At 44.3% G+C, this 20,268-nt stretch carries 14 protein-coding genes and 1 pseudogene; 12 read left to right on the forward strand and 3 right to left on the reverse strand.

Features of this window, described 5'->3' with window-relative positions; genetic code table 11:
- Nucleotides 1-17: 17 nt before the first annotated feature.
- A complete protein-coding gene (locus CA600_RS14130) occupies nucleotides 18-2,171 on the forward strand; it encodes an alpha-galactosidase (RefSeq protein WP_094870753.1) in 2,154 nt (717 codons plus the stop codon).
- 153 nt (nucleotides 2,172-2,324) lie between these two features.
- Here CA600_RS14130 and CA600_RS14135 read toward each other — a convergent pair whose 3' ends face one another.
- Nucleotides 2,325-3,158: a helix-turn-helix transcriptional regulator gene (locus CA600_RS14135; RefSeq protein ID WP_094870754.1), complete on the reverse strand. Its 834-nt coding sequence runs from the start codon at nucleotides 3,156-3,158 to the stop codon at nucleotides 2,325-2,327.
- A gap of 170 nt (nucleotides 3,159-3,328) precedes the next feature.
- Between CA600_RS14135 and CA600_RS14140 the strand changes: the two genes are divergently transcribed.
- The 9 genes and pseudogenes from CA600_RS14140 to CA600_RS14180 all read left to right on the forward strand — a co-directional run bounded on the left by CA600_RS14140 (nucleotide 3,329) and on the right by CA600_RS14180 (nucleotide 14,610).
- A complete protein-coding gene (locus CA600_RS14140; RefSeq protein WP_094870755.1) occupies nucleotides 3,329-5,380 on the forward strand; it encodes a beta-galactosidase in 2,052 nt (683 codons plus the stop codon).
- A gap of 185 nt (nucleotides 5,381-5,565) precedes the next feature.
- Nucleotides 5,566-6,540: a phosphotransferase enzyme family protein gene (locus CA600_RS14145; protein ID WP_094870756.1), complete on the forward strand. Its 975-nt coding sequence runs from the start codon at nucleotides 5,566-5,568 to the stop codon at nucleotides 6,538-6,540.
- Nucleotides 6,541-6,572: 32 nt separating this feature from the next.
- Nucleotides 6,573-6,954: pseudogene (locus CA600_RS14150) on the forward strand (GNAT family N-acetyltransferase).
- A 104-nt stretch (nucleotides 6,955-7,058) separates the two neighbouring features.
- Nucleotides 7,059-8,045, forward strand: coding sequence for a phosphotransferase (locus tag CA600_RS14155; protein WP_094870757.1), 987 nt, complete (start codon nucleotides 7,059-7,061; stop codon nucleotides 8,043-8,045).
- A gap of 230 nt (nucleotides 8,046-8,275) precedes the next feature.
- On the forward strand, nucleotides 8,276-8,779 hold the full coding sequence (locus CA600_RS14160) for a CYTH domain-containing protein (protein WP_094870758.1): 504 nt from the start codon (nucleotides 8,276-8,278) through the stop codon (nucleotides 8,777-8,779).
- 103 nt (nucleotides 8,780-8,882) lie between these two features.
- Entirely contained in the window at nucleotides 8,883-10,271 is a 1,389-nt protein-coding gene (thrC, locus tag CA600_RS14165) for a threonine synthase (protein WP_094870759.1), read from the forward strand.
- Nucleotides 10,272-10,532: 261 nt separating this feature from the next.
- Nucleotides 10,533-11,519 carry a Gfo/Idh/MocA family protein gene (locus CA600_RS14170; protein ID WP_094870760.1) on the forward strand — a complete coding sequence of 329 codons (987 nt, stop codon included), beginning with the start codon at nucleotides 10,533-10,535 and terminating at the stop codon, nucleotides 11,517-11,519.
- A gap of 19 nt (nucleotides 11,520-11,538) precedes the next feature.
- Entirely contained in the window at nucleotides 11,539-12,414 is an 876-nt protein-coding gene (locus CA600_RS14175) for a radical SAM/SPASM domain-containing protein (protein ID WP_094870761.1), read from the forward strand.
- A 126-nt stretch (nucleotides 12,415-12,540) separates the two neighbouring features.
- Entirely contained in the window at nucleotides 12,541-14,610 is a 2,070-nt protein-coding gene (locus tag CA600_RS14180; protein WP_094870762.1) for a class I SAM-dependent methyltransferase, read from the forward strand.
- 101 nt (nucleotides 14,611-14,711) lie between these two features.
- Here CA600_RS14180 and CA600_RS14185 read toward each other — a convergent pair whose 3' ends face one another.
- The gene (locus CA600_RS14185; RefSeq protein ID WP_094870763.1) at nucleotides 14,712-15,470 is read right to left on the reverse strand and encodes a hypothetical protein; all 759 of its coding nucleotides are present in this window, start codon (nucleotides 15,468-15,470) and stop codon (nucleotides 14,712-14,714) included.
- 104 nt (nucleotides 15,471-15,574) lie between these two features.
- Nucleotides 15,575-16,465, reverse strand: a complete 891-nt coding sequence (locus CA600_RS14190; protein WP_094870764.1) for an AraC family transcriptional regulator — start codon at nucleotides 16,463-16,465, stop codon at nucleotides 15,575-15,577.
- A gap of 127 nt (nucleotides 16,466-16,592) precedes the next feature.
- Between CA600_RS14190 and yicI the strand changes: the two genes are divergently transcribed.
- Complete coding sequence (gene yicI, locus CA600_RS14195; RefSeq protein WP_094870765.1) at nucleotides 16,593-18,914, forward strand: alpha-xylosidase; 2,322 nt, start codon at nucleotides 16,593-16,595, stop codon at nucleotides 18,912-18,914.
- Between the two features lie 125 nt (nucleotides 18,915-19,039).
- A complete protein-coding gene (locus CA600_RS14200; protein WP_094870766.1) occupies nucleotides 19,040-20,206 on the forward strand; it encodes an SGNH/GDSL hydrolase family protein in 1,167 nt (388 codons plus the stop codon).
- Nucleotides 20,207-20,268 lie beyond the last annotated feature (62 nt).

Below are 20,268 nucleotides of genomic sequence, written 5' to 3' on the forward strand. Positions count from 1 at the left end.
GAGAGAAGGACTGTTGCATGGGGATTTCAATTCAGGAAGATAAGGGATTATTCCATTTACAGAATGCAGGGATGAGTTATATCCTTCAGCTGGTTAATGATTATCCGGCACATGTGTATTGGGGCAAAAAGCTGCGTAGCGACAGCAATTTGGACGACCTATTGAATCTGGGAGGAAATACGGGACTTGACCGACTGCCGCAGGAATATCCACAATACGGCACGGGAGATTTCAGAACACCTGCTTATCAGGTTCGGCTTGAAGACGGCACTCGTATCACGGAATTGAAATACAGTGGGTATCGCGTAATGGAGGGGAAACCAGCACTTACCGGGCTGCCTTCAGTATATGTAGAGTCTGGCCAAGAAGCACAGACGCTAGAGCTTACGCTTAGGGATGATTATGCCAAGCTAACTGTTATTTTACGATATTCCATATATGAGCATTCCAACGTAATTACCCGCTCGGTCGAGTTCACAAATGATGGAGAAACACAACTGCAATTACAGCGTGCATGGAGTGCGAGTGTAGATTTCTCGTCTGGCGAAATGGATATGATCTATTTGGCAGGAGCATGGTCAAGAGAAGGTAATCTGACTCGCAGACGTCTGGTGCAAGGTGGTACAACTATTGGGAGCCGCAGAGGGATGAGCAGCCACCAGTTAAATCCATTTGCCGCGCTGGTGAAACCTGAAACGGATGAGAATCATGGAGAGGCTTACGGCTTCAGTCTTGTATACAGTGGAGGCTTTGAAGCTGAGGCAGAGGTCGATTCCTTTGGGATGACACGGTTTACGATGGGGCTGAATGCTTTTGATTTCTCTTGGCTGCTGGAGCCTGGGGAACACTTCCAGACCCCAGAGGTAGTTATGGTGTATTCATCTGAGGGGATCGGGGAAATGTCGAGAACCTATCACCGCTTGTACCGGAATCGTTTGTGTAGAGGAATATATAGAGATAAGGAACGACCGATCTTGGTCAATAACTGGGAAGCCACCTATTTCAACTTCAATGCGGACAAACTGGAGTCCATTGCGGCCGAAGGCGCGAAGCTTGGGATCGAATTATTCGTGCTGGATGATGGCTGGTTTGGCAAAAGAGACGCTGACAACTCCTCTCTCGGAGACTGGGTGGAGGATCTGCGCAAGCTTCCAGGCGGGTTGTCTGATGTCGCCCAACGCGTGAACCATCTTGGCTTGCAGTTCGGACTCTGGTTCGAACCGGAAATGATCTCGCCAGACAGTGAGCTCTACCGGAAGCATCCCGACTGGTGTCTGCATGTGCCGGGACGGCGCCGTAGCGAGGCCCGCTGGCAGCTGGTGCTAGATTATACGCGAGAAGATGTACGGCAGTACATCTATGAATCGTTAAGCCGAATTTTCACTACCGTGCCGATTAGCTATGTGAAATGGGATATGAACCGTTGTTTAACGGAGATCGGCTCTGCAGAATTACCCCCTGAACGCCAAGAGGAAACTGCGCATCGTTATGTGCTAGGTTTGTATGAACTATTGGAGCGAATAACTTCAGAGTTTCCACATATTTTGTTCGAGAGCTGCTGTAGTGGTGGTGGCCGTTTCGACCCAGGCATGCTACATTACATGCCGCAGACATGGACCAGTGACGATACTGATGCTGTAGAACGGCTTAAGATTCAGTACGGAACAAGTCTGGTGTATCCGGTTAGTTCCATAGGCGCGCATGTGTCCGCTGTGCCGAATCATCAGGTAGGACGGATCACCCCGCTGTCCTTTCGTGGAGATGTAGCTATGTCCGGTAATTTTGGTTACGAGCTGGATCTTACGAAGTTTACAGACGAAGAGAAGGAGCTTGTGAAGGAACAGGTTGCGAACTATAAACAGATCCGCAGTCTTGTTCAGCAGGGCAATCTGTATCGTCTGCAAAGCCCGTTCGAGGGTAACGAGACGGCATGGATGTTCGTCTCAGACGATCAGCATGAAGCACTCATTTATTACTTCCGGGTAATGGCTGTGCCGCACCCGCCACGCCGCAGCTTGAAGCTGAATGGCTTGAATCCGGAGCTGAATTATACTCTGGAGGCAAGCGGTGAGGTCTACGGCGGCGACCGTCTAATGCAGGTCGGACTGGCACTGCCGGATATTCAGCAGGATTATGTTAGCGGATGCTTTAAATTGAAGGTGCAGGAATAGATAATTTATTTCAAAAGGAAACAAGCCATGAGCCCGGCTCTTGGCTTGTTTTTTGTGCTGGTATAAATGATATTTTTCCTCTGTTTGAGCCGAACGAACTTCAGGGTTTTCTCTGATTGTTGTTCGGTTTTTTCTCGTTTAACGTTTAAGGAATTATGATCCAAAAGCCTGACGGTACTTTACGGGGGACATCCCCTCGAACGTTCTGAACACTTTAATGAAATAGCTGGACTGGGCAAAACCGGACTGAGTCGCAACCTGAGCAATGGAGAGTCCAGTAGAAACCAGTAGAAGCTTGGCTCTGGCCAGTCGGCAATCCGTTAAATAACGGTTTGGTGTTTTGCCCATAACCATTCGGAACAGCCGTAGAAAATAATAGCTGCTGTACCCGGTTAGTCTTGCCATCGACTCCAGTGACCAAGGGCGGGCACATTCGACATGAATGATATCTGCGGCACTGCGGATAGACTGCCTGACCTCGTGTGGTACTGAGCCGTGAAGCGGTTCGGAGTTCTGCAGCAATTTCACTAGAAGCTCGTACAGAAGCGCGGATAGTCTTGGCTCATTACGTGTTACATAGGAAGCGCTCAGTAAATACATTTCCTCGAATAACTCATCCAGCTTAGCGTCCAAATCAAAAGTGAACAGGTATGCACTAGACTGGTCCACTTCTTCTAATAAGGGGAGTACAATTTGAGTGCTAAAATGAACCCAACGAACATCCCAAGGCTCTCCGGGATCAGAGCCGTACTGCTGGTAGGCGCCTTTAGGGTAAAGAAACCCTCGTCCTCTGCTCATTGGAATACGTTCGCCCTCATGGAATACATAACCCTCCCCACCAAAGATTAAATGCAGGTTATAGCTTCCCAGGAATCCTTCACTTCTTCTCTCGGTATGCTGTGGAAAGTGACTGTAATGTCCCAAAAATTCAGGATAACAGACATATTTTGAAAAAGCTGGTGTCGGCAAATACCATTGTTTCTTCATGTTATATGGCACTCATTTCTGTCGCGCATCAGAGCGCTAGTTGGTTTAAGTTCATTAACGCAAGATCGTTATATGATCGCAATATTTTGTTATATAAGACTTGTCAATATTGATACTACAATAGAATTATAAAATACTGAAAGCATATTTTTAATACTTTGGAGGTAATGATGAAGAAACCTGTCGCAACAGAAAAATTCGAGCTCGGTGTCTGTTATTATCCGGAACACTGGCCGGAAAGCATGTGGGAGGACGATTATCGCCGGATGCGAGAACTAGGCTTTACAATCATTCGGATCGGGGAGTTTGCTTGGTCAATTTTTGAACCTGCTGAAGGGGAATTCCAGTTCGGGCTCTTTGATCGGGCGATTGATTTAGCTCATAAACATGGTCTTCAGGTTGTTCTCGGCACGCCAACGGCAACACCTCCAGCTTGGCTGACCCATAAGTATCCAGAAGTATTAAACGTGACGTATGAAGGTGTTACCCTACAGCATGGCATGCGCCGTCATTATAATTACAGTAGTCCCAAATACCGTGAGCTATGTGCTCGGATTACGGAACAGATGGCTGAACATTATGGCAATCATCCAGGTGTGGTCGGCTGGCAAATTGATAATGAGCTCAACTGCGAGATCAGTGAATTTTATTCAGAGAGTGACCATAAGGCTTTCCGGAAATGGCTGCAGCAGAAATATGTCACGCTTGAGCAGCTAAACGAGGCTTGGGGGGCCGTTTTTTGGAATCAGAGTTATAGTGATTGGTCTCAGGTGTATCTTCCGCGTCCAACCCCATCACCTAAGCAGCCCAATCCCCATCAGGCTTTGGATGAAAAGCGGTTTATATCGGACAATACGATTTCTTTTGCCAAAAACCAAGCGGACATCATCCGTAAACTTGCCTCTAAGCAGTGGGTAACAACGAACGGTCTGTTCGGGCATCTCGACAGCCATGAATTGACGGATGAATTACTGGATTTCTTCAGCTATGATTCCTATCCGCAGTTCTCGACTATTTTTTATGATCCGAATGAGCGGAATCCGCTGAATGACAGAGGCTGGGGACTTTCATTATCTGTTGTCCGTTCTATTTCCCCTAATTTCTGTATTATGGAGCAGCAGTCGGGACCGGGTGGCTGGGTGAACCGGATGGATATGCCATCTCCGAAGCCGGGACAGATGCGGTTATGGACCTATCAATCGATCGCTCATGGCGCAGATATGGTGCTGTATTTCCGCTGGCGGACAGCCACGATGGGCAATGAAATTTATTGGCACGGCATTAACGACTACCATAACCAGCCGAACCGAAGAGTACGGGAAGCGGGACAGATCGGTCAAGAGCTGGCAGCGGCAGGGCAAGCACTTATCGGCACCCGTAATCAGGCTAACGTTGCTATTGTTCGTGATTATGCTAATGAGTGGGATGGAGAGTACGATGTATGGCATGGTCCATTTATGTGGAAGAGCAATAGGGAGTGGTACAAGGCACTCCAACGTAAGCATATCCCGAATGACGTACTCTATTTACGCCAAAAGACGAAGCTGGAAGAACTCGCACGATACGACGTGCTTATCTATCCTCACCCGGCGATCATGACAGATGAGACAGCGTCGCTTCTGGATGAATATGCTCAGCAAGGTGGAAAACTGATCTTCGGATGTAGAACCGGTTATAAGGATGAACGTGGTCAATGTTACATGCGTCCTTTCCCAGGTGCTGCTAGGGATCTATGCGGGATCACAGTCGAAGAATTCACCATGGTTAAAGGTAGTCGTCAGCCAACGGCGATTAGCTGGTCAGGTGCGACCGAAGGGGTTACCGGGGCAGATGATTTTAATGATATTCTCCGGATTGAGGATGATTCGGTCGAAGTCATGGCGGTCTATGCCTCGGACTATTATGCGGGAAAGCCGGCGGTTACAAGAAATCGTCGCGGCAAAGGCGAGGTTTGGTATTACGGAGCAGTCTTTAATGAACAAGCAGCGTCCATAATCATAGAACAAATCGGTCTGCAGTCGCCAGTAGAATGGCTGGTGCTCCCTGAAGATGTAGAGCTGCAAGTTCGTAATGGGACTTCTTCCAGTTACACTTTTTTACTTAATTATAGTGAAGTGCCTGCCTCCATACATTTGCATGAGACCAAAACAGATTTACTGAGCGGAACAACATTATCGGGTGAGATTACTTTGGAAGGCTTTGGGGTATGGGTATTATATTAATGCTATGAATAAAAAAGGTAATGAACTAAACGGAGTTACGTATTAGAGATCTAATATGTAACTCTATTTTGTTATAGGAGCTAATCAATAGGATACTTTTTAAATATAGTTATTAATTCCAACAAAATACAACGGGCAACAGGTACAATATAAAGAATATCCTAGATTTGAAGGAGGGAAGTCTTATGATCATTGAAGCTGAGAAAGTATTGCTACAGTATTCGTTCATCAATCCCATCATTGAATTCATTAGACATAATGAGAATATTACATTTAAAGTGACCGACAAAACGGATAACAAGAATTATTTGTTACGTATACATAAACCAATATCTGAAGGGTTCTCAGGCTTACAACATACACGAGATGGATTACAGGCAGAAATGTTTTTTCTGCGAGAAATCGATCAGAAGAACATACTAAAAGTTCAAAGACCTGTTGTAAATCAAAAAGGGGAACTGGTTACTGAATATAGTTCGGAGCAATTTGGTACTAGTTTGGCCACTCTTTTAGAATGGATCGAAGGCTCGACGCTAACCCAAGATGAAGATAACATTGAACAGATTGTTCATAGATTAGGTAGAAATCTTGCCATTTTACATGAATTCTCACGAACGCTAATGCCCTTGGAGTTACATAGACCTGTATACAATGTCACAAAGATTGATGAAACTTTAATAGAACTTGGAAAGGGAACAGACAATGGAGCCCTTAATCAGGAGGATTACGAAGTTATTAGTAGCGTTCTACTCGTAGTAAAAGAACAATTAGCAGAGCTAGACGCTAGGGACAACTCATGGGGGTTCATTCATGCTGATTTTCAACTGGGGAATATCGTTGTGTCGGAACAAAATCCTATCTTAATAGATTATTGTTTATTTGGTTATGGTTACTACCTGTTTGATTTGGGCTCTGCATCTTCCATGTTGAAAAGTGAGCTCCGCAAAACGCTTTTGGAGGGTTATGCTTCTAAATCAAGCTTTTCGCTTGATGAGATTCGGTACATTGAAGGACAAATATTTATGGATATTTTTATTAGTTACGTATTTTTTATTCATGACTCTGAGAGGAACGGTTGGATGAAAGAGCACGCCTCCAAAATATGCAGTACCCTATGCCGCGATTTTCTTGAGGGAAAAGAGGTATATTATCCGTTTTAACGATGGTGTGATATTCTAATGGGGAATGAAAAATGAAGGTATCGGATTCGCCAAGTTTGTTTAAAATTTGGTCTGATCCAGAGGTTACCAAGTTCATGAATATTGATAGTTTTACAGATGAAAATCAGGCAAAAGATATGATAAAACTTCTTGATGAATTTTCTCTAGATAACAAAGCTATTCGTTTCTCCATAATTGAAATGAAATCCAATGAAATTATAGGTTCATGTGGTTTTAATTCTTTAGACTTTGAAAATGAGAAAGCGGAGATTGGATATGACATTGCTAGAGCATTTTGGGGAAGAGGCTATGCAAAAGCTGAACTTTATGTTTGAGGGAACCTTAAGAAGGTATGAAAGAGTAAACGGAAAGTTTATAGATCTCAATATGTATTCAAAATTAATATCAGATTGATTATTTAAGGCAGTTTAACTCAAAAACTTAGATTTATGCCAGAGGTTATATAGGTCTCCATAAGGAATAAAAACTTATACACTATAAATATAGGAGTTGAGCAGATGGAGACCATATTAACAGAGGAAATGATCTTGGATGACCTACTAAATACATTTCATCGTTTATTCGGTTTGAATGTAATTGAAACTACTTCGATAAAACGAGGCTGGTTAAACTTAAAGTGGAAAGTTACGACGGATGCAGGGGTATTGTTACTTAAACAATACAATAAAGAAAGATATAAATTATATAAGTCAGAGGAGATATTGTTAGCTCTCTCTCAACAGATTAGATTGTATGACCAAGGTCTAGCGTGCCCCAAAGTGCTATCACAGAATGAAAGTGTTTTGCTTGAATCTGATAATGGAGAACGCTTCCTGGTGATGGAGTATTGCCAGGGAAAACTAATTTCACCAGGTACAATCAATATCCATCAAATATATGATTTAGGTCGAGCGACAGGAAAAATGCATCGATTGTTAAATGACGGGACACTTGGCATTAAAAATAGTCCGCAATTTATTCCCCCAAGTCGTGAGGAGCGCTTAGCACATTGGAACTCCGTTTGGGAAAAGACTAAGGGACTTGGTAAACCTCAGCTGCTTGCTGATATAGAAACTCAATTTAAAGCTACTGAAGAAATGAATATAGAATTACTCGAATTACTTCAATCAGGCTGGGCACATCGTGACCTTTGGGTAGATAATCTTTTATTTAATGATAACGGATTATCTGCAATTCTAGATTTTGATCGACTAAAATATGACTATCCGCAGCTTGATGTAGCTCGTGCTGTGATGTCATGTGCCTTAGATGATAATTTAGATGTCTCCCTGGCTTCGGTGTTTATGGAAGGGTACAGTGAGGAACGCGAAGTGGTAGAGGGCTATTTAACACATTCATTACAGTTGTTGTGGTATATGGAAAGCACATGGTGGATTAACGCTAACATGGATCAACATAGTGTACCGCCAGCTCGCTTTGCGAAGGAAATGATTTGGCTTGCAGAAAATCAAAAAAATATGTCCGCTTTGTTAGGAAATCTTTAGACAACGTAAAATTAACCACTATTCGTTAAGCTAACGGGTAACTATAGCTCAACTAAACAGCGACAGTCTAGGGCTTTGTCTCCACGTCCATGACTGCTGCTGTTTCTATTATTGAGGTAATTCGATAAGAGCAAGACCTATTTCCCCATAATCTACATTGACTTGGGTTTGTCTCACCCCTATGATGATTATTAATATAAAATAAATGGCACATTGAGGAGCGAAACATCATGGCTTTGGAGATCGAACGCAAGTTTCTGCTGCCGGAATTTCCGGAGCAGCTTATTCAAGCAGGCGAATTGAAGATTGTGACCCGGCATAATATCGATCAGACGTATCTGGCGATAGACGGCGGGCAAGAGCTGCGTGTGCGTAAAATTACGGATCTGGACTCAGGTGAGGTAACATACACACATACGTTTAAGGACGGCAAAGGGATCAAACGTGAAGAGATCGAATATTTTATCTCGGAGGGTTTATATAATCAGATGATTGAGGCAGTAAATGCGGTAGCCTTGGTCAAAGAGCGGATTACGGCGGTGTGTAATGACACAACGGTTGAGATCGACGTCTATTCTCAGCTTAAATTGTCCGTTCTGGAGGTTGAATTTGAATCTTTGGAGGAAGCGGAAAGCTTCAAGGCACCGGAATGGTTCGGCAAGGATGTCAGCACAGAACGGCAGTACAGCAACAAAACCGTCTGGAAAGAGCTACAAAATAAGACAAAGAATTAACGGACTTTAGCGCGTAAACGTGGTAGTATATAGGGAAAACAAGCAGCTATAAAGTGAAACTTATATTTATATATAGTATATAGAGGGGTTCAGGAGGATGAGCATGAAGTATATAAGCACAAGAGGCAATGTGGAACCTAAAGGCTTTATCGATACGGTGTTGATGGGACTTGCTGATGACGGCGGTTTGATGGTTCCTTCCGAGATTCCTGTAGTTTCAGCAGCTACTTTAGAAGAGTGGAGAAGTCTTAGCTACCAGGAATTGTTCCTGAAGATTTTCGCCTATTACACTAATGATGAGATTCCTTTAGAAGATTTGCAGGAAATGGTCAATACTAGTTATGGTAATTTCCGCACGCCGGAAGTAACGCCTATTCAACAATTGAACGATTCTTTATATGTCTTGGAATTGTTCCATGGCCCTACTTTTGCCTTCAAAGATGTAGCACTGCAGTTTATGGGTGAGCTGTACTCGTATATTTCTAAAAAGCAGAACAAGATCATCCACATCCTCGGAGCAACCTCGGGGGATACTGGGGCGGCAGCCATTCAGGGCGTTCGCGGAAAAGAAGGAATCAAGATCTGTATTCTTCATCCCCATGGTAAGGTTAGTAAAGTGCAGGAGCTGCAGATGACTACGGTTGATGACAGTAATGTACTGAACCTGTCTGTTCATGGTAACTTTGATGATTGCCAAAAGGTGATTAAGGATCTGTTCGCGGATCTCGACTTTAAGAGTCGCTATCATCTGCGTGCGATCAACTCCATTAATTTTGTGCGTATTCTGGCGCAGACCGTCTATTATTTCTATGCGTATTTGCATGTTGATGGCAGCAACGAGAAGAAGATTAACATCAGCGTGCCTTCCGGCAACTTCGGTAATATTTTCTCCGGATATTTGGCTAAGCAAATGGGCTTACCGATTAACAAACTCATTATTGCTACGAATGAAAATAACATCTTGGAGCGTTTTGTGAACACTGGGGAATACAAACCAGGCGGCTTCACAAGTACGTACAGCCCTTCGATGGATATCCAAGTGGCGAGCAATTTTGAGCGGTATCTGTATTATTTGGTTGGCGAAGATTCCGAGAAGCTGTCTGCGTATATGTCCAAGCTGCAAACCGAGGGCAAGATTACGGTTGAAGGCGAGGCGCTTCAGCAGGTGCAGCAGGATTTTGCAGCGCTTGGCGTGAAGAATGATCAATGCTTGAATACAATTGCTAAGTATCAAAAAGAATATAGTTACCTGCTTGATCCGCATACTGCATGTGGAATCGCAGCTTACGAAGCTTTTAATGGTTCGGATGAGATTGGGATTACCTTTGCGACCGCACATCCAGCTAAGTTTGATGAGGCGATTACTCTGATCGACATTAAACAGGAATTCCCGGCACAAATTAAAGCGTTGTTCGAGATGCCACAACACCAAACCGTAGTGGATCATGACAAGGATGAAATTGTGCGTCAATTGCAGGCTTTTTATAAATAAGTTGTAAATCCGTATGGCTCAGCAGGCTCCTGTTCTTAAGTTAAGAATGGGAGCCTTTTTACTGCATCCTTCGACAAATAATGTCGCTGTTTACTATGAATAGTTTGATATCGACAAAAGATGATGCAGTGGTGCTTTTTTTCACAAGTTGGATCTATCGGAATTTGTCGGAAATTTGTCCTGAAAAGTAGACATGACTACCCAGAGAGTGAGAAAATAGCATATAGAGTTTTAGTAAGAACTAAAAAGGACGGGATTATCATGACAATTCGTTTCGGGGTCATTGGAACAAACTTTATTACAGACCGCTTCGTGCAAGCCGGCTTGGAGAATGAGGAGTTTATCCTGACAGCCGTGTACTCCCGCACAATGGAGAAAGGTCAGGCCTTTGCTGCAAAATATGCTGGAGCTACAATTTATACGAATTTGGAAGATATGGTTTCCAGTAAAGATGTCGATGCTATTTACATTGCAAGCCCGAACTCCATGCATGCTGAGCAGGCGATTATGTGCTTAAACCATGGCAAACATGTGCTCTGTGAGAAACCGGCTGCCTCAAACAGTGCGGAGCTTAGAGCCATGATTGAAGCCGCTCAGAACAATGATGTGCTGTTGGTAGAAGCAATGAAATCGACATTTATGCCGAATTTCGGAGTGATCAGAGACAATTTGTATAAGATTGGCCAAGTACGTCGTTATTTTGCGAGCTATTGTCAATACTCATCGAGATATGATGCTTATCGGCAGGGAACAGTGTTAAATGCTTTTAATCCGGCATTCTCTAATGGCTCGTTGATGGATCTTGGCGTTTACTGCTTATATCCTATGGTAGTGTTGTTTGGGAAACCGAAGTCTGTAAAGGCCGTGGGTCTTATGCTGTCTTCCGGAGTGGATGGTGAAGGAAGTCTTGTCATGCAATATGATGATATGGATGCAGTTGTGATGCATTCCAAGATCGCTGATTCCTATTTGCCAGCCGAGATTCAAGGGGAAAGTGGTACAATGGTGATCGATAAGATCAACCAACCCTATCAAGTGAAGATTCATTATCGTGACGGGACCGTCGAGGAGCTTACACAGCCTCAGGTGTTCGAGTCTATGTATTATGAGGTTGAGGAATTTATCAACTTAATTAAGAATGGTGAACGGGAAAGCAGGGTTAATACACATGCGAATTCCTTGGCAGTAGCAGAAGTTATGGAGGAAGCCAGAGCACAGATCGGCCTCCGCTATGCCGCAGATCTATAAATAGAATGGGGAGCAGCACTTGAAGACTTTTAAAAAGGTATACATTGAGATAACAAGCGTCTGCAACCTAGCCTGCAGCTTTTGTCCACCAACCGCCCGAACGAAGAACTTTATGAAGCTCGATACTTTTAATACGATATTAGATGAAATTAAACCGCATAGTAATCATATTTACCTTCACGTAAAAGGTGAGCCATTGCTGCATCCAAAGATTGGTGAACTGCTGGATGCCGCACATGCCAAAGGGTTTAAGGTCAATATTACTACCAACGGTACGTTAATTCATAAGGCAGGCCCTAAGATTCTCGGCAAACCTGCACTACGACAGATGAACTTCTCTCTGCATAGCTTTGATGGGCATGAGGGATCTGAGAACCGCGAAGGGTATTTGGCGGAGATTATTTCTTTTGTACGGGAAGCCTCTGCGCAAGGCGTGATTATTTCCTTCCGGTTGTGGAATTTGACGGAGGATAACCTGACTAATCTAGAGAAGAATCGTAATCGTGAGACTCTTGCTATGCTAGAGGAAGCCTTTAATCTTGATTTTAAAATTGAAGAAAAGGTTGTACCTGGCAGCGGCGTCAAGATTGCTCCTCGGGTGTATCTCAATCAGGACCATGAGTTCCGTTGGCCTGCACTGAACGAACCGGAGGACGACGGAAAAGGATTCTGTCATGCACTGCGCAGCCAAGCGGCAATCCTCGTGGATGGTACCGTTGTGCCGTGCTGTCTAGATGGTGAAGGGGTAATCAACCTCGGCAACATTCATGAGACTCCATTCTCAGAAATCGTAGAGGGCGAGCGAGCGAATAATCTATTCTATGGATTCTCTCGTAGAGAGGCAGTGGAAGAGCTGTGCCGCAAATGCGGATACCGGCAACGGTTCGGAACTTAAAGATTTGAATGTAAACAGAACTGGGACATGGCTATTTCATGAGTCCTGGTTCTGTTTTTTAATGAATGGGAGTGTATATATAATAATAAGTCTATATAGTCTCCACTTGGAGCGAAGGAGGAGTATATGCTGAAATCGCTGGAAGCCATCACCTTATACCGTGGAGGAATACAAGATCATTTGGAGGATAACCTCTGGCTGAAGCTTATCGTTCAAGCGGAGGAGCAAATTGTCAATTTGGAGCGTGTGGAATCTCTGGAGGAGCTGGATCGCAGGAATCCTGTACTGGATTATGTGGAACGCAGTCTGCTGATTCTGGACCAACTTCCCCGCTCTATTTGGATCAAAGAGCTTGTGGAAGAAACGTTAATTTGGTCAGAAACGGCTAAGGGTGGCACATTGAAGGAAAGGTTACTTTGGCAGGAGGAAGGCATTAATTGTTTTGTACATAATATGGGTTCCGCACAGTTATACGGGAAACATTTGAGCGGTACGGTCTCTGAAACAAGTGCACTGGTTCATCGGCTTATTGAAACCCATGGACTGATAGGTCAGCAAATCCGTGGGGAGGTGCCTCCAGAAGTAAATAAGCCGCTCCGTGATCTTGTGGAAGAACAGTTACTGACTGCCGAGGAACTTGAACGCTTGCTAACCGTACTCAATCATTGCATCATCGGCGCTGTATCCCCCGAGCTCTGGCTGAATGTAGAGCATGAAGTGAAGCAGCTTATCGCTCTGATTTCATCCGGTGAACTTGCTAGTCCAATGCCGATGAAAGAAAGACTGCGCAGAATGCGGTTAGGTCCGATCTCTAGAGGAGAGGATTTCACTACGGAATGGGCAAAGCTGACACAGGAAGGCTTCCATGCGGAACGGTTAGAGTCTTTAAGTAAAACTATCTTCTGGTATGTGGAATCTGCAATGCAGACCTTCTCGTTGGAGCAATTTCTGAAGGTGATGTTGCTTGCAGCCCAAAGGGCTCAGCATGAACCCCTACGCCATATCAGTTTCGAGCAGGTTATGAACAGCATTTACTATGACTACAAGGGTGTTAAGAAGATCAATGTTTATAAGAAGCGGATTATAGAAAAATATTTAGCGGAGCTTACATGGGAAGATATTGAAAAAGGGACCTTACGTGATGAGAACCCTCATCTAATCCTTCGTCCTTATGCTAAGGAGTATCTGCCAGACACGGTATTTTTTCAGTTCCAATTTTCGGCAGCGGCAGAGAAGCTGATCGAATTCTGTATGGAAGCTGAAAAATCACCGTTATATGAACGTGCAGTACTGCTGTTATTCGATCTGTTCGAGCTGCGGAGGGATGCCTTCGACCGTTTTCATAATGAAGATACCTACTTAAGCCAAATGAATCATTCAGGAGATTATAAGGCTGTGATTCTGGAGCATGTCACTGGACAAAAAGTGCTGGATATCGGTCCGGGCGGCGGTGTGCTGCTGGATTTACTGGAAGAGCGTATGCCAGAGGTTACTCCTATCGGTATTGATATATCGAGCAATGTAGTGGAAGCTCTGCGGCAGCGCAAGCAACGGGAAGGGCGGCATTGGGAGGTCCAGCAGGGAGATGCGTTGAAGCTTAAAGATTTCGTGGAGGCTGGAACGGTGGACACGGTGATTTTTTCTTCGATTTTGCATGAACTATATTCTTATGTGCCGCTTAACGGTAAAAAGTTCAATCATGATACCGTTTCGGCCGCTCTGCGAAGTGCTTTTGATGTATTGTCAGTGGGCGGGGTTATCATTATCCGCGATGGGATAATGACCGAGCCCACAGCATTGCTGCGGAGAGTTCGCTTTCTGGAGGAGGACGGTATGGCGTGGCTGGAGCGTTATGCGAAGGATTTTGCCGGACGTCAGATTCAGTATCAAAGATTAGGAGAGCAAGAAGTACTCATGCCTGTTAATGATGCTATGGAATTTTTATATACGTATACTTGGGGCGAGGAGGCTTATATTCATGAGGTACAAGAACAGTTTGGTTATTTTACTCCTGCGAAATTTGCCTCATTTATTGATCAGACTTTAGGAAAGCAAGCAAAGATTGAAGTCTTCCGGCATTACTTGCAAGAAGGTTATACCGAAGCGCTGCGCGACAGAGTAAGGTTCATGGATGAGAGCGGACAGGAAGTGGCGCTACCGGACAGCACCTGCTTTATTGTGATTCGGAAGGAATAGTTGAACAATATAAAGTCATCTGCATATAAAAAAGCAATCGGCAAACCCTTTGATGTGGTAGAGGTCCGATTGCTTTTTCTATATATAGAATTTTGTTTTTGTTAGATTAGTATTTCTAGCTGCGATTTATCAGAATCTTCGGCAAAACGCTGAATTTCTTGGTAGGTGGCTAATTTCTCAGACCGTTCCTGATCTTTAATTTTATCTCCGGTTTCTTGTATAGTATCGCCTAACGTTTCATTCATTTCCGATATTCTATCTTCGATTTTGGATAACTGCTCACGTTTGGCTGTTGCGGAATGAGTAGAACGGGCTTCATCCAATTCGATTTCCTTGGTCAGAACTCTTGCCTCGCCATGCATCTTAGTGTGGGTAGAAGAAACAACCTCCATTTGAGAAACATTTTGGCTTATAGCAACAATCGTATTCAATCTTTCGTTTTGTACCTCTTGCTCGGTTTTAGGTTCATCCGATGGATCTGCTTTCTGAGCATTTTCTAAGCTCTTTTGTTGCTCTTCGAAGGCGTGTTTTGCAATTTGTTGGTCAATCGTTTGGAGCTGTTTATCGAATTCCTTAAGTTGATCTTGAATAGAATCAAGGTTATGTGAGTTTTTGGTGGTTCTTTCAATTAGGCTGTTCTTGCTATCGATGATACTCTGTTTTTGTTTAAGTAGAGAATCAACCATTCCGCTCATTTTAGATTGATTTTGAAAAGCTGCTTTTGCAGATTTGCTTATCGATAAGTGGTCTCCGCTACCGCTCGTCTTACTGTTTGAATTTATGGTTTTATCGTTAGTTTGATGACTACCAGCTACATTTAGTCTCGTTCCCATAGCAGTGGTCATATTCGTTATATGCATGGCTCATTCTCCTCCTACGACGATAAGATCTATTTATAATATATCGGTAGATGAACAAGAAGAATTAATAAAGAGAGCCGTTAGCTAAGTCGAACAGCAAGATGTCAACGGGACTCCTTCCTAAACTCCGAAGGCGAGCATTTCATCGCTCTGCGAAATACTTTAATAAAATAGCTTACATTATCAAATCCGACTTCGAATGCGATGTCGGATATTTTTCTGTCGCTTTGTTGCAGTAGATCGGCGGCTTGGCGAATCCGGTAAGAGTTAATGTAATCCACTGGAGTCTTTCGGGTCATTTCTTTGAAAAAACGGCAGAACTGTCCTTCGCTCATGGGAATCAGCTCAGAGAGATCACGAGTTCGAATCGGCTCCTGATAGTTATCCTGAATATAGAGAATAATCTTCTTAAGTCGATTGATTTTAGTAGTATCAGCGTCATCCAGCTGGCTGCGGTTTACAAAACGATCCTCTGGGGCAATCAGCGAGAGCATGATGAGCAACGTGCCTTTAATAAAAGCTTCAAACCCGGGAGATTGCGCAGCGTAGGCGTCCATCATGCGTTCTAAGTGCCCGAGAAGTTCATGTTGCCATTTCACAGCTGGTGTTAGGTGGCGAGGAAAGCTTTGTCTTTTCTCCTGAAGGGGTAAGATGGTGTTCTGCTGGATCGTATCATATTGGGCACTAGCCAGAAGATCAGGAAGAAACACGAGCGCACAAAATTTGCAGGGTGTGTCTTCGTTAAGTACATAGGCAGCGTGAATATCACCGGACTCGATAAATACAGCCTCACCGGCTTTAAGTGGGAAATATTCGGTATCCACCTGAAACAGAATCTCACCTTCGAGCAGCATAAAAAACTCCGCTTCTTCATGCCAATGGGTATCGAGGACATGTGTTCCAGCCGGTAATTCTATCCAATAAGCTGCAAGCGGAAACATGCTTTCGCCATGCACTCTGTCTTCTTTTAGCAAACTCTGGGTTGTACGGTCCATAAATGCCACCTCTTTCGGAAAAAACATCAAAATAGTGTTATAAATGAGCTATATAGTATTAGTTTTGTTTATTTTTTATCGGTATAATGCAACTATAAACACCAAATTGAAAGGTGGCAAGTACACAATGAAATTCACTGATGGTCTCTGGCTGGTGCGTGATGGTATCACGATTAACGGTGCAGTTCAAAATTATGTTGTAGAAAAGACTCCAGAAGGATTAACAGCAATTACTCAAACCACTCCAATCACAGGGCGTTCAGCGACGCTGAACTCAACCCTGCTTACTGTAAAATTTCATTCCCCGCTTCCAGGTGTGGTAGGGGTTAAGATTATTCATCATGATGGCGTACAAGAACGCGGTCCAGTCTTCGAACTCACAAAAGGTACTGGAGATCATGTTAAGATTGAAGAAACCGATTCCGAGACTGTACTGATCAGCGGCGGACTTCGTGTAGTGATTCGCAAAGGCCAACAATGGGCTGTGGATTTCTATCGTGGAGACGAGAGAATTACAGGCAGCGGTTTCAAGTCCATGGCTTATATCACAGATCAAGACGGCAACACGTATATGCGTGAAGAGCTGGATCTCGGTGTAGGTGAATTCGTATATGGTTTGGGCGAGCGTTTTACCGCTTTTGTAAAGAATGGACAGACCGTAGATCTTTGGAATAAAGACGGTGGTACTAGCTCCGAGCAAGCTTATAAGAACGTTCCTTTCTATGTAAGCAGCAAAGGCTATGGCGTATTTGTTAACCATCCTGAGCTGGTTTCTTATGAGATCGCTTCGGAAAAAGTGAAAAAAGCGCAATTCAGTGTAGCTGGAGAAAGCCTGGAATACTTCGTGATTGATGGTCCTACCATTAAGGAAGTGATCAGTAACTATACCTCACTTACTGGCAAACCTGCACTTCCGCCAGCTTGGACATTCGGCCTGTGGCTGACGACTTCTTTCACTACCGACTACGATGAAGCAACCGTAAACTCTTTCGTAGATGGTATGGCAGAGCGCGATTTACCACTGAGTGTATTCCACTTCGATTGTTTCTGGATGCGTGAATATCAATGGACCGATTTCCAGTGGGATGAGCGCGTATTCCCTGATCCAGTAGGCATGCTGAAACGCCTGAAAGAAAAAGGGCTGAAGATCTGCGTATGGATCAACTCTTATATCGGGCAACGTTCCCGCTTGTTTGAAGAAGGCAAGAAAAATGGTTATCTGCTCAAAAAACCTAACGGTGACGTTTATCAATGTGATCTTTGGCAAGCGGGAATGGCGCTGGTGGACTTTACCAACCCTGCGGCTTGTGAATGGTATGCCGGCTACCTGCGTGATTTGGTAGATATGGGTGTAGATAGCTTCAAGACAGACTTCGGCGAGCGTATTCCTACAGATGTAGTTTACTTCGATGGATCTGATCCGATGAAAATGCACAACTATTACACGCAACTGTACAACAAGGTTGTATTTGAAGTGCTAGAAGAGAAGCTTGGTAAGAATGAAGCAGCATTGTTCGCACGTTCTGCAACTGCCGGTGGCCAACAGTTCCCGGTTCACTGGGGCGGTGACTGCTACGCAGATTATGAATCCATGGCGGAGAGCCTTCGTGGTGGATTGTCTCTGGGCTTGTCAGGTTTCGGTTTCTGGAGTCATGATATCGGCGGATTCGAGAACACGGCTCCGGCACATGTATTTAAACGCTGGTTGGCGTTTGGACTATTGTCCAGTCACAGCCGTCTGCATGGTAGCACTTCGTACCGTGTGCCTTGGGCTTATGATGATGAAGCTTGTGATGTTACGCGTTTCTTCACCAAACTTAAATGTAGCTTGATGCCATATCTGTATGATGTAGCAGGACAGGCTCATGAACATGGCTGGGCTTCTATGCGGGCTATGGTTATGGAATTCCCGGAAGATCCTACCTGCGAGGTGTTGGATCGTCAATACATGCTAGGTGAATCCTTGCTTGTAGCCCCTATCTTCCAAGAAAACGGTGAAGCGAAGTACTACTTGCCGGCTGGTCGCTGGACTCACCTGCTTACTGGTGAAACCGTACAGGGCGGATCATGGCGCAAAGAGAAATATGATTTCTTTAGCCTGCCCCTATTCGTTCGCCAGAATTCCTTGCTGGCAATTGGCAGTGTGGATAACAAACCGGATTACGACTATGCGAATGGCGTGAAATTTGGCTTGTATTCACTTGAAGATGGCACCACGACTTCTGCAACCGTTCGTGATCTTAAAGGTGCTCCTGAATTGACTGTGAAGGCTGACCGTAAAGGCGGTATGGTAACAGTTACTGCGGAAGGCAGCGGTAAAGAATTCTCGCTTTCCCTTAAAGATCTGGGAGCTATCGCTTCTGTAGCAGGTGCAGAGCAAGTAGATGAAAATACAGTAAAAGTAAACGCAGGTGCAAAAACCGTATCGTTTACGATCACATTGAAATAAGATTGTTTCTTAAAGCATATTGATATAGCCATAACCTCTCTTGTAAACAGGGTGGACGATCTGTTCCCTTAGTTTATTGGAGAGGTTTTAGTGTTACAATCTTACTGAATAACGGGGGAAACGTTATGGATACTAATTTAACCAAGGGAAGTGGAGTATTGAACCAGACGGATTATACCTCAGCAACGGTTCTTTCAACTGCAGCGAATTTTATAATGAATAGGCAAGAACCGTTTACGCATACGTTCCGGACTTATATTCGTTTAAGGGAAAATGGTACGTTAAAGTTAAAGTTCTGGCATAGCAATGCGGTGGATTCTACATGGGATCAAGGGCAAGAAGCTGTAGGCAGTGAACCTGGAGGCGACTGGGTTATCGAGACAGCTTATATCGCTGACGGAGGAACAGAACCAGACGGAACGATAACTGAAAATACACAGCATGCGCTTACCTTTGAGAGCAAAGCCTCAAAAACCGTTGCGGCTGGTGAATGTTTCTGGAGTGATGAGACAAGCATTGTTCTACCGGAGGGTCATTACTTGGCATTTACGTGGACGATTAAGACGCTCACTGCAGGCAAATCGATTCCTTTCAATGTAGAAGGGATGCTGGCTACAGCTTATGACGGGCCTGGAAATCTTGCTGCACAGCAATCAGCGGATGGTTTTACTGTGTCTGATAATCTTTTGGTACTGCCAAGCTTTATTGGGTATAAGAAATCTGTTACCAAGAGACTAGTATTTCTGGGGGATTCGATTACTCAAGGTGTGCGGACCTTAAAGGATGCGTACGAATATTGGGTTGCGAGAATTGCGGATGGCCTTAGCACGGATATTGGGGTATGGAATCTCGGCTCTGGCTGGGCTCGAGCTTATGATGTGGCCGCGGATGGCCCATGGCTAAACAAAGCTAAGCAGAGTGATGAAGTGATGATCGTACTCGGAGTAAATGACATTGATATTGGCTGCCGTTCGGCGGACGAGCTTCTTGGTGATTTGCAGACCCTTATTTCTAAGATCAAGGGGGCAAATGCTGAAGCTAGTATTATTCTAGGTACGGTACCGCCATTCAATTTCCAGGGCGAGAGAGAAGAGACTTGGCGCAAGGTGAATCGTGAGATTTTGTCCAATCCGCCTATAGGTGTGAGCCGGGTGTTTGATATAGCAAGCCTATTGTCATTACCTGCACCAGATGATCATCTTATCAGACCGGAGTATATGAGTGGAACAGACGACCCGCATCCGAATGGCGAAGCCGGCAAGACGGTTGCGGACGCCTTTTTAAAAATATAAGAATTTAAGTTTCACGCTATACATTATCCTTATATTTGTGCGAGAAACGGTTGTCTTCCATA

It is taken from the genome of Paenibacillus sp. VTT E-133280 (assembly GCF_002264385.1).
In the GTDB taxonomy this organism is placed as follows: Bacteria; Bacillota; Bacilli; order Paenibacillales; family Paenibacillaceae; genus Paenibacillus_AQ; species Paenibacillus_AQ nitricinens.

Bases quoted from the DNA above. Each gene is read 5' to 3' on its own strand.
- CA600_RS14130 (WP_094870753.1), top strand. From the start codon at position 18: ATGGGGATTTCAATTCAGGAAGATAAGGGATTATTCCATTTACAGAAT.
- CA600_RS14135 (WP_094870754.1), bottom strand. From the start codon at position 3,158: ATGAAGAAACAATGGTATTTGCCGACACCAGCTTTTTCAAAATATGTC.
- CA600_RS14140 (WP_094870755.1), top strand. From the start codon at position 3,329: ATGAAGAAACCTGTCGCAACAGAAAAATTCGAGCTCGGTGTCTGTTAT.
- CA600_RS14145 (WP_094870756.1), top strand. From the start codon at position 5,566: ATGATCATTGAAGCTGAGAAAGTATTGCTACAGTATTCGTTCATCAAT.
- CA600_RS14155 (WP_094870757.1), top strand. From the start codon at position 7,059: ATGGAGACCATATTAACAGAGGAAATGATCTTGGATGACCTACTAAAT.
- CA600_RS14160 (WP_094870758.1), top strand. From the start codon at position 8,276: ATGGCTTTGGAGATCGAACGCAAGTTTCTGCTGCCGGAATTTCCGGAG.
- thrC (WP_094870759.1), top strand. From the start codon at position 8,883: ATGAAGTATATAAGCACAAGAGGCAATGTGGAACCTAAAGGCTTTATC.
- CA600_RS14170 (WP_094870760.1), top strand. From the start codon at position 10,533: ATGACAATTCGTTTCGGGGTCATTGGAACAAACTTTATTACAGACCGC.
- CA600_RS14180 (WP_094870762.1), top strand. From the start codon at position 12,541: ATGCTGAAATCGCTGGAAGCCATCACCTTATACCGTGGAGGAATACAA.
- CA600_RS14185 (WP_094870763.1), bottom strand. From the start codon at position 15,470: ATGCATATAACGAATATGACCACTGCTATGGGAACGAGACTAAATGTA.
- CA600_RS14190 (WP_094870764.1), bottom strand. From the start codon at position 16,465: ATGGACCGTACAACCCAGAGTTTGCTAAAAGAAGACAGAGTGCATGGC.
- yicI (WP_094870765.1), top strand. From the start codon at position 16,593: ATGAAATTCACTGATGGTCTCTGGCTGGTGCGTGATGGTATCACGATT.
- CA600_RS14200 (WP_094870766.1), top strand. From the start codon at position 19,040: ATGGATACTAATTTAACCAAGGGAAGTGGAGTATTGAACCAGACGGAT.